At 64.9% G+C, this 10,079-nt stretch carries 6 protein-coding genes and 1 other RNA gene; 4 read left to right on the forward strand and 3 right to left on the reverse strand.

Annotation, left to right across the window (positions count from 1 at the left end):
- Positions 1–78 precede the first annotated feature (78 nt).
- Positions 79–2,502, reverse strand: coding sequence for a hypothetical protein (locus AC5RK6_RS04480; RefSeq protein WP_087070662.1), 2,424 nt, complete (start codon positions 2,500–2,502; stop codon positions 79–81).
- Positions 2,503–3,177: 675 nt separating this feature from the next.
- On the opposite strand from AC5RK6_RS04480, the gene rnpB reads away from it, so the two are divergent.
- Positions 3,178–3,522, forward strand: an RNA gene (rnpB, locus tag AC5RK6_RS04485) — RNase P RNA component class A.
- A gap of 84 nt (positions 3,523–3,606) precedes the next feature.
- Here rnpB and map read toward each other — a convergent pair.
- Positions 3,607–4,518 (reverse strand): type I methionyl aminopeptidase, encoded by a 912-nt coding sequence (gene map / locus AC5RK6_RS04490; protein ID WP_087070663.1) that lies wholly within the window; start codon positions 4,516–4,518, stop codon positions 3,607–3,609.
- 9 nt (positions 4,519–4,527) lie between these two features.
- Entirely contained in the window at positions 4,528–5,334 is an 807-nt protein-coding gene (panB, locus tag AC5RK6_RS04495) for a 3-methyl-2-oxobutanoate hydroxymethyltransferase (protein ID WP_087070664.1), read from the reverse strand.
- Positions 5,335–5,513: 179 nt separating this feature from the next.
- Here panB and AC5RK6_RS04500 point away from each other — a divergent pair, with 179 nt between their 5' ends.
- The 3 genes from AC5RK6_RS04500 to AC5RK6_RS04510 form a co-directional block, all read left to right on the forward strand.
- Positions 5,514–6,713: a DUF2207 family protein gene (locus AC5RK6_RS04500; protein ID WP_026428803.1), complete on the forward strand. Its 1,200-nt coding sequence runs from the start codon at positions 5,514–5,516 to the stop codon at positions 6,711–6,713.
- A 98-nt stretch (positions 6,714–6,811) separates the two neighbouring features.
- Positions 6,812–8,149, forward strand: a complete 1,338-nt coding sequence (locus AC5RK6_RS04505) for a glutamine synthetase family protein (protein ID WP_087070665.1) — start codon at positions 6,812–6,814, stop codon at positions 8,147–8,149.
- A 17-nt stretch (positions 8,150–8,166) separates the two neighbouring features.
- Positions 8,167–10,079, forward strand: a 1,913-nt coding sequence (locus AC5RK6_RS04510; RefSeq protein WP_493926367.1) for a bifunctional [glutamine synthetase] adenylyltransferase/[glutamine synthetase]-adenylyl-L-tyrosine phosphorylase, incomplete at its 3' end; no start/stop codon positions are given.

The following is a 10,079-nucleotide window of genomic DNA, read 5'->3' on the forward strand; positions in this document are numbered from 1 at the left end:
GAGCTACAGAGTGCGCATAAGAAACACGAAATCAGCTGAAAACGGTGTTCTTATGCGCACTCTATGTTGTGCGGATTTTTAGCGCGTGGCGCGCTTACGGGAGGCGTAAGCCACCGCGCCCGCTCCGGTGAGCATCAGCAGCAGAGCCGAACCCGCGATACCGCTGCTCTCCGCGCCGGTGCTCGGCAGCTGCGCCGCGGGTGCAGCGTGCTTGCCAACCGACTGCTGACCGCGGGCGACCGGTGCAGAAGGATCGGCATGCTTGCCGCCCTGCACTGAAGGATTCTGCGCCGAAGCTCCCGGTGCCGGCGTGCTCGGTGCCGCGGTCCCGGTTCCGGGCTGCTCTGGATTAGCCGGTTGTTCCGGTTGTGCCGGAGTTTCAGGAGCGCCCGGGGCTCCGGGCTGTTCGCCCGCGCCCGGCCGCTCCGCTTCCTCAGCGGCGCACTTGTCCAGGAAAGTCCGCAGCGCCGCGATACGCGTATCAAGCGCGGCAAGATCATCCGCGGAACGCTTGACCGCAGCATCGGCCTCCGCGGCCTTCGCCGTCGCGTCCGCAAGTGCCGTGCCAGCGGCCGCATCCTGCTCACGAGCCGCAGCAGCATCCGCCTCCGCGAGCGCCCCAGCTGCGGCCAACGTGTCATATTCGGCCTGCAAACCGTCCAGCTTCGCTCCGGCCGCCTCCAGTTCCTTCACCTTCTGGCTCGCCGCGTCACGCTCAGCTTCAGCGGACGTAACCGCCGCAGCGCTCTTCTCCGCCGCGGCCTTCGCCTTCTCAAGCTCCTGATCCGCGGCGCCCTTCGCAGCCTCTGCCTCCGCGAGCGCACCGGCCGCTTGAGTCTGCTCCTGCTGTGCGTCTTCACGCTTGAGGCGCAGATCATTCCACTTGGGTACGTGCACGGTCATGATCTGCTCGGAAAGTGCGGCGTGCTCGGCGGCTAGCTGCGTGGCTTTCTCCTGCGCCGCGGCGGTTTCCCGCTGGGCCGCGGCCAGGGCCTCATCCACCGGGCGGGTCGCTTCTGCGGCCGCCGCTTCAGCCGCGGCGAGGGCAGCCTTCGTCGTTTCTACCTGCTGCTGGGCCGCGGTAAGCGCCGCGTCCTTCTCCGTGAGAGCCGCGCGCTTCGCAGCCTCAGTCTCCACCGCTGCGGCCAGCTTCGCAGCGCTGTCCTGCGCGGCCTGCTGATTCGCGGCGTGAGCCGTCTCCAGCCCGGTCTTCTCGGTCTGCGCGGCATCGCGCTCCGCTTCCTTTGCCGGGAGCTGGGTGGCCAGCTGATCCTTTTCCGCGGCCTTGGCGGTGTAGGCATCATTGGCTTGCGTGAAAGCCGCCTTCTTCGGGGCGGTTTCGGCCTTCTTTGCCTCCCATTCCTGCCGGTACTGCTCTACCTCCTCCTTGGTGAAATTCTTTTTATCTCCGGCAGCCGCCTCGTACCAATCCCTGGCTTCATCCTCGGCCGCCTGGGCTTCGTTGTAGGCAGCCTCAGCGTCATTCTTCGCCTGCTCGAGCCCGGGCAGCGCGGCTTCCACCTCGGCCTGGCGGTTCTTCAGGTCGGTCACGGCGTTCTCAAGATCGCCGAGTTTCTGCGTGGCCTGCGCCAGCTTCGCTTCCGAATCCTGGGCCTTCGCCTGGGCAGCTTCGTCCTCCCCACGCTTGACGGTCACATCGTTAGCGGCTGCGGTGGCCGCCTGCTGGGCTTCCTCCTTCGCGGCCTGAGCGGCGGGAAGGGCGGCAACAGCGTCGTCGTACCCGCGCTGCGCGGCGGCGACCTTTTCTGCTTCCCGCGCAACCACCTCAAAACGAGTATCCTGCGCCGCGCGTTCCTTCGCCTGTGCCGCGGCCAGGTCCGCATCCGCCTGCTCCTTCTTCTCGGTCACCTCACGCAGCTGCGCGGCGAGCTTCTCGCGTTCGGCATTGCCCGCGGCCTCGGCCGCCTGCGCCGCCTCCAACTTCGCGCGCGCATCCTTCTCCGCCTGCTTCTTTGCGGCGAGATCCGCGTTCTTTTCCTCAAGAACGCGCTGGGCTTCCGTTACCGCTGCGCTGTCCTTGTCTTTTTGCGACGACGCCGCGCCTACCCGGCCTTCCGCCTCCTCGAGGGCGGTGCGGGCCGCGGGAAGCGCATCTTTCGCGGCCTGGCCTTCCGCCTGGAAAGCATCGAGGGCGGCCTTGGCACCGTCGCGTGCCTCCGCGGCGGCCTGGGCGGCCTTCTCCGCCTCACTCAGCTTCGCGGCGGCCGCATCCTTGGCGGCCTGCGCCGCAGTTGCCGCTTCCTGAGCGGCGGCGAGCTCCTGCTGCGCCGTTTCCGTTTTCTTGAGCAGTGCCTCACGTTCGGCCTTTGCTTCATCCACCGCGGCCTTCGCCTTGGGGGAATCCGTGCAGGAGGTAAAGGAAGCCCCCGGGGCGGGGGAGCCGGCGGTCGGTTGGGCATGGGCGGCCACGGTGCCCGCCATGCTGAGGGCGAGGGTGGTCACGGTAAGAGTACTGGCGAGTCGGGAGATGCGCTGTGTCATGGGGATCCTTCGCGAAGACGTGCAGTACTACCCGGAGCGGCTAATCTGCAACTTTTGAGCGTTTATAAAACAGCTAAAGTCTACGAGCCAGGCCGTATATTCGTACATGACCTTTGGATAAATGTGGTGAGCGTCTACGGTGGTGGATATCGGTGGTGTGTGACACGTATTCGCGGGGTTGCGCAGCCCGTGGCGCATGTTCACGGTGCTACGGAGAGAGGTGCGGGAGCCGACCCTCACGCAAAGTCGGCCCCCGCAGCCATTACCTACTAACAGAGAAAACGCGCGAAACATCGCTGTTTTGCCTGTTGTCTGGATTCTAAGCAGGTTTAATATTTACGGGCAAGGGATCCTCAAAGACTTAACAATCGCTGCTGTGGCGGTGGGAACGGCTTGCCTTACTTTCCCGCGTATTCGGACTTTTGCATGTGAGCAAGGAAACAATATTGCATAATTACTCGTGGTAATCGATGGGGGAGATACATTCAGAAACGGCATTCTTAGATGCTGCCGGAACTCCGATCAGAACCCTGGTCAGAACCCTGGTCGGAATCCCGGTCGGAACCCCGGGGTGCCCGCCGCTCACTGTAGGGATGCGCGCGCATCCGTAGGCCCGCTACCACGTGTCCGTAGGGCGGCGCCCGCGCGCCCGTCAGGCTGGTAGCATAAACGGGTCATGTTGGCCGGGCGGCCGCGCGGCGCGTATGCGCCTCGAGGAACGTCCGGGCTCCGTAGAGGACGGTGGTGGGTAACGCCCACCCGGGGTGACCCGCGGGAAAGCGCAACAGAAAGTAAACCGCCGCAAGGTAAGGGTGAAAGGGTGGTGTAAGAGACCACCGCGTGCCGGGTGACCGGCATGGCACGGCAAGCCCCACCGGGAGCAAGATCAGACAGTGCCCCGCCAGGCTCCTCGTCTAGGGCACGGGTGGATTGCTAGAGTGCGTCAGCAATGGCGCACGTAGATGGATGGTCGCCGCCGCGCAAGCGGTACAGAACCCGGCGTATAGGCCAAGATGACAGTGGGGGCGGATTTTCGGATCCGCCCCCACGCGTATATCAGCTCGCGCCGTAGCCAGCCCCGCGGCCCGCGCAGCGTATACCCGCCTAGAGCCGCAGCCCAAGATTCGGATCGGAGGGCAGCGTGAGGATTTCCGGTCCGCTTTCCCGCACCACGATGGTGTGCTCGAATTGGGCGGTGCGCCCGCGATCCTTGGTCACAACGGTCCAGTCATCATCCCAGATCTCATAGTCGATAGTTCCCAGGGTCACCATGGGCTCGACCGTAAAGACCATATTCTCTTCGATAGTTTCCCCGTGCAAAGGTGCGGCGTCGTAATGAGGAATAATAAGGCCGGAATGGAAAGCTTCGCCTACACCGTGCCCGGTGAAATCCCGGACATCCCCGTAATCGAAACGCTTGGTGTAAGACTCGATGACCCGCCCGATCACATTGACCTGGCGCCCGGGGCGTGCCGCTTTAATGCCGCGCAGGGTGGCTGTAGCGGTGCGTTCGATGAGGAGGCGGGATTCTTCGTCGATCTCGCCCACGCCGAAGGTGGCATTGGTATCCCCGTGCACGCCGTCCTTATAGGCCGTGACATCCAGATTAATAATGTCGCCCTCGCGTAGTACCTGGTCATCGGGGATGCCGTGGCAGATAACCTCGTTCACGGAGGTACAGATCGACTTGGGGAAACCCATATAGCCCAGGCAGGAGGGGTAGGCCCCGTTATCGATCATGTATTCGTGCGCGATGCGGTCCAGCTCATCGGTGCTCACGCCCGGGCGGATCGCTTTGGCGGCCTCGTACATGGCATCCGCGGCAATGGTTCCCGCCACCCGAATCCGCTCAATCGTCTCCTCGGTTTTCACGTCCGAGGCGGTGATCACTTCCGGCCCGTCATGGAACATATATTCAGGGCGTTCAATGGAAGCCGGAACTTTACGGCGCGGCGAAATCTTTCCGGGACGCGCCGTACCGAGCGGCGCACGTGCTGCAAGACTCATAGCCACCATTGTAGTGGCTTAGAAACTGTGCTCCTTATCGGGGAATTCCCGGCCCTTGACGGCCGTGCGGAAAGCGGTGACCGCATTGCTCAGCGCCGCACCCACCTCGCCGAAACGCTTGGCGTAGGAGGGTTGCCATTCGGTCATCCCGGCCATATCCGGCCAGACCAGCAGCTGCCCGGAGGTGCGATACCCGGCCCCGATTCCGAGGGTGGGAACCGAAAGAATCTCGGTAATTTTTGCTCCGAGTTTCCCGGGTACCATTTCGACGACGACGGCAATAGCTCCGGCCTTCTCCAGCGAGACCGCGTCATCAATAATGGCCTCGCTTTCTTCTTCATCCCGGCCCTGGACCCGCGGGCCACCCAGGGCGGCATCGGCGTGGGGGCGGTAACCGACGTGGGCCACCACGTTAATCCCGGCCTTGGTGAGGGCTTCGACGGTGGGGGCGAAAGCTTCCCCGCCTTCCAGTTTCACCGCGTCCGCCCCAGCCCGCACCAGGCGGATAGCGGTGCGGATAGCCTGCGTGGGGCTTTCTTCGTAGGTGCCCATGGGCATATCGGCAATAATAAAAGCCCGGGTGGTGCCGCGCATGACGGCGCTGGTGGCTCGTTCAATATCTTCCAGGGTGACCTGGATAGTAGAGGAGAATCCCAGGGCGGTATTGCCAATGGAATCACCCACCACCAAAATATCGATTCCGGCCGCGTCCAAGATCCGCGCTGTTAGAGCGTCATAGCAGGTGAGTGCCGTGAGCACCTCTCCGTTAGCGACCATCTCGTTCAGGTGCTGTACCCGAATTCGTGCCGGTGAGAACTCCGTCATGATTACCTCCCGATATCTATGGCTTAGAGTACTAGGTCACGCGCGCCGGTGCATCATCGCGCCCGCGATGGAACGCGGACGCTGCGCGGTGTTACGCACCGTGCCGCGTGCGAGTCCCCGCGCACTTCGCACGTACCGCGGGCCTGTTGGCACGGTACGCTAGGTGCGAGGAGGTGACTGTGGAACCCTTGCTTGAGCTGGTGTCCATGAACGCACTGGAATTCTGGTTGGCCTTAGGGATCGGGGTGACTGCCCTGGTCATTATGTGCTTGGCGCTCATCCCCAGTCGGGAATATGCCGATCTGCCGCGCGGGGTATATCCGCGCGAACCGGCCGGGGTGACCGGCCATAATTACCGGCGGCGCCGCCCGCATACCCGCCCGCCGGTACGCACTATTCCGCCGGAGATGCCCGCCGCCCTCGGGGCTTTTATGCACCGCCACTACGCCGCGGACGATGCCGCCATCACCACCCTCCTCGACCTGGCCGCCCGCGGATTCCTCACCATTGACTTCTTCCGGGATCCGGCCCTGCGCGGCCAGATGATCACCATCTCCCTCACCGAAGCCGATACCTCCACCCTCGAACCTTTTGAGGCACGCTTCCTGGCCGCCCTGGCCTCCCCGGAAAGCGCCGAATCGGCAGCATTCCGGGAATCCGAACCCTTTGATGACCGCTCGTATCGCACCGCGATGGAAAACGCCGGGCTGCCGGCCGCCTCCCGCCCGGTGCTGCGGGTACAGGGATTCTCCACCCGCCTCGCCCTCGCCATCGCGCGCGATAGCAAAGCGGAAGTGGTCTCCCGGCGCGGCTGGTACCACCACGGGCGCGAATTGGTGGGCTCGCTGGCCGCCGTGCTTTTCTTCGGGGGCATCGCGCTCACGGGCTTGGCTTTTATCGGGGCCCTGGCTTTCCAGCTGTCCTGGTACTGGCTCATCGTGGGCGGCTGGCTGGTGTTCTGCGGATTCGTCGGCCTCCTCAACTTTTCTTCCCTCACCCCGAACGGGGTGGTGGCCTCCGATCAGGTGGAAGGCTTCCGGCGCTTCCTCACCGCGGCGCCCCGTTTCGCCGGGGTGAGCGCGGAGGTCCTCGCCTCCTATGTGGGCTGGGCCTACGGCCTGGAATGTGCCGATGAATGGGTTCGTTCTCTCGAGAGAATTAACTCGCGGGATATGCGCGACGTCGGCGCTGCTCTCCCGTGGCTGCACCTGGCCGGAGAAGATATCACGAACTGGTACCAGCTGCGCGAAGCCTTGAGCGTTCTGGAAACCCGGTTCCGTTCCCACCCGCTCGCCCACGATCTTCCGCACGCGCGGCGGCGCCACCTGCGGCGTTTCGTGCGCGGATTACTCCCCGTTTCCACTCGCACGCACACATAACGGGCATTGCCCGGAACTAGCGGACCGCGCCCGAACGCATAACCGAAATCGCCGAAACTAACGGACCCTCCCCGAAAAATACGGAAAGATGAAGCGCCATGGATGACCAGCAAGAACACGTCCTTCGCACCATAAGCGACCGCGGTATCCGCTACGTGCGGCTGTGGTTCACCGATATCGTCGGCACCCTCAAATCCGTGGCGGTAGCTCCCGTGGAGCTCGATAACGCTTTTGCGGAGGGCGTTGGCTTCGACGGCTCGGCCATCCAAGGCCTCACGCGCGTCTACGAATCGGATATGATTGCGCGCCCGGATGCCTCGACCTTTGCGGTCTTGCGTGGCGTGGATGGGAGCGACGACGCCGCCTTCATGTTCTGCGATATCCTCACCCGCGAAGGCGAACCGGCCCGCTCCGACCCGCGGGCTATCCTCCAGCGCACCCTGCGCCGCTGCGAGGATCTGGGCTTCACCGCCTACGCCCACCCGGAAGTGGAGTTTTACCTCTTCCAGCCGGGCGCCAGCGATGATGAAGAACCCACCCCGATTGATTCGGCCTCCTATTTCGATTACGTCACCCGCTCGGTGGCCCATAATTTCCGGCGCGATGTGATCCTCTCCCTGGAAGATGTGGGGATCAGCGTGGAATTTTCCCACCACGAAATTGGCCCGGGCCAGCAGGAAGTGGATCTGCGCTACGCCGACTGCCTCACGATGGCCGATAGCATTATGGCCGCCCGCGTCATTATTAAAGAAGTGGCACTGCGCCACGGGGTGGAAGCATCCTTTATGCCCAAACCCCTGGCGCACTGGCCCGGCTCGGCCATGCACACCCACTTCTCACTTTTCGAAGGCGAAACAAATGCCTTCCACGACCCGCGCGGCCAATTCGGGATGTCGGTCACGGCGCGGCGTTTCCTGGCCGGGCTCATGCGCCACGCCCGCGAAATCACCGCCGTCACCAACCAGCATGTTAATTCCTATAAGCGGCTGTGGGGTGGCGGAGAAGCCCCGCCCTACGTGTGCTGGGGGCCGCGTAACCAATCGGCCCTCGTGCGGGTGCCCGAATACAAGCCCACCAAACCGCAATCCGCGCGTCTGGAATACCGCGCCTTGGACACGGCCGCCAATCCCTACCTGGCTTTTGCGGCCGTGCTGGGCGCGGGCCTGGCCGGAATCGAAGGAAAATACGATCTTTCTGACCCGGCCGATACGGATGTCCTCCTCCTCACCGATATGGAACGCTCCGTGCTCGGTATCGAATCCCTGCCCGGGAGCCTGGATAGCGCGCTTAAACTCATGGAAAGTTCTGATTTGGTTGCGGAGATTCTGGGCGAGGACGCTTTCGATTACTTCCTGCGTGATAAACGCGCCGAGTGGGCCGAATACCGCGCCCAGGTCACCCCGCTGGAACGCGCGCGTTTCCGGGCGGATCGCTAGGGCCGCGGGGAGCGGGTATGCGACGTCTCACCCTCGCCCAGCGGGCCCGGCGCTGCGGATTCACAGCCCCCGAACGCGCCGCCGCGGAGCTGGAGGCCGGTGCCTGGCAGCCGGAGGATTTCGCGCAGGCAGCGGATCCGGACCGGGCGCTTGCGGCCTGCGCGCGGCTCGGCTTAAACCGGCGGGAGGGCGTAGGGAACGACGACGCGGCCCGGCCACGCCTGCTCGCCGTGCTCGGGCTCTCCACCGCGCTGGCCGATCACCTGGTCCGCCACCCCCAAGCCGCCCAGGAACTAGGCGGGACCGCCGAAGAAGCCGAAGCACGCGCCCTGCTGAGCGAGGCGGATGAACGCGCGGCCATGCGCGCCGCCCTGGCACCCTGGCTCGCGGGCGCCGTGGAAGGTACCGGGACGGGAACTGTGACCGGCGCCGGGACGAGTCCTGTGACCGGTGCAGGGCCGGAGGCCGGGAGCGATTCGCGCGAGAACCGCAGTGACCTCCAGGATGCTATTGCCGCGCTGCGGGCCCACTACTACACCCGCATCCTCACCCTGGCCGGCTGGGACCTCACCCTGCCCGATCCCGCTGCTCGCCTGCCCGAGGTGGCCGTCACCCTCTCCAACCTGGCCTGCGCCACCCTGGAAGGCGCCCTCCACCTCGCCCGCACCCGGGTACCCGATGCCAACGCCGTCGATTTCACGATTATCGCGCTCGGGAAAACCGGGGGAGGGGAACTCAATTACGCCTCCGATGTGGACGTCGTCTATATCACCGAACCACGCCCGGGAGTCAGCGAAGCACGAGCCCTGGAGATCGGCACCGCCCTGGCGACCACCCTCGCCGGATACATCAGCGCACCCGGCCCCGAAAGCGCCCTGTGGACCATTGACACCGCGCTGCGCCCCGAAGGTGGAACCGGCCCCCTGGTGCGCACCCTCGCCTCCCACCTCGACTACTACGCCACCTGGGCCCAAAGCTGGGAATTCCAAGCCCTCCTCAAAGCCCGCGTGGCCGCCGGCAACCGCGAACTCGGTAACAACTACCTGCGCGCCACCGCCCCGCTCGTTTGGAACGCCGCCTCCCGGGACAACTTCGTCACCGACGCCCGAGCCATGCGCGCCCGCGTGGAAGCCCATATCCCCACCGCCCAACGCGACCGCCATATCAAATTAGGGGCGGGCGGCCTGCGCGACGTGGAATTCACCGTCCAACTCCTCCAGCTCGTGCACGGGCGCGTGGACACCACCATCCGCTCGGCCACCACCACCACGGCGCTCGCGCGCCTCTCCGAAGGCGGATATATTTCCCGCCCCGATGCCGCCCGCCTCGACCACCACTACCGCTGGCTGCGCTGCCTGGAACACCGCGCCCAACTGGTGCGGCTGCGCCGGGCCGCCGTGCTTCCCACCCGCGAAGACGACCTGCGCCGCCTGGCCCGCTCCCTCGGCCTACCCGACGCCGCGGCCCTCACCGATACCTTCGCGCAGGTACGCCGGGAGGTGCGCGAACTCCACCAAGATATTTTCTACCGGCCCCTCCTTCCCGCCGCTGCGCAGCTAGCCGCTGATGATATTTCGCTCGCCCCCGAAGCCGCCCGCAGCCGCCTCGCCAGTATCGGATACCGTGACCCGGCTGGTGCGTTACGCCATATCCGCGCCTTGACCGAGGGAAATAGTCGTCGTGCGGCCATTGCCCGCCAGCTCCTTCCCGTGATGCTCGGGTGGTTTGCCGAAGGGCCCGAGCCGGATGCCGGCCTCCTCGCCTTCCGGGTGCTTTCAGAAAAAATGGGAGATACCTCCTGGTATATGCGCACCCTGCGCGACGGCGGGCCCGTCGCGCACCGCCTCGCCCTTATCCTGGCCCGCTCGCGTTTCCTCGCCCGCGATATTCCCGAGCTGCCGGAATCCATTGCATGGCTGGGCGACGACGG

The organism is Actinotignum sp. usb-actsch-213, assembly GCF_059085665.1.

What these genes read in the sequence shown, in the direction of transcription:
- AC5RK6_RS04505 (WP_087070665.1), top strand. Translation starts at nt 6,812, where the DNA reads ATGGATGACCAGCAAGAACACGTCCTTCGCACCATAAGCGACCGCGGT.
- map (WP_087070663.1), bottom strand. Translation starts at nt 4,518, where the DNA reads ATGGTGGCTATGAGTCTTGCAGCACGTGCGCCGCTCGGTACGGCGCGT.
- AC5RK6_RS04480 (WP_087070662.1), bottom strand. Translation starts at nt 2,502, where the DNA reads ATGACACAGCGCATCTCCCGACTCGCCAGTACTCTTACCGTGACCACC.
- panB (WP_087070664.1), bottom strand. Translation starts at nt 5,334, where the DNA reads ATGACGGAGTTCTCACCGGCACGAATTCGGGTACAGCACCTGAACGAG.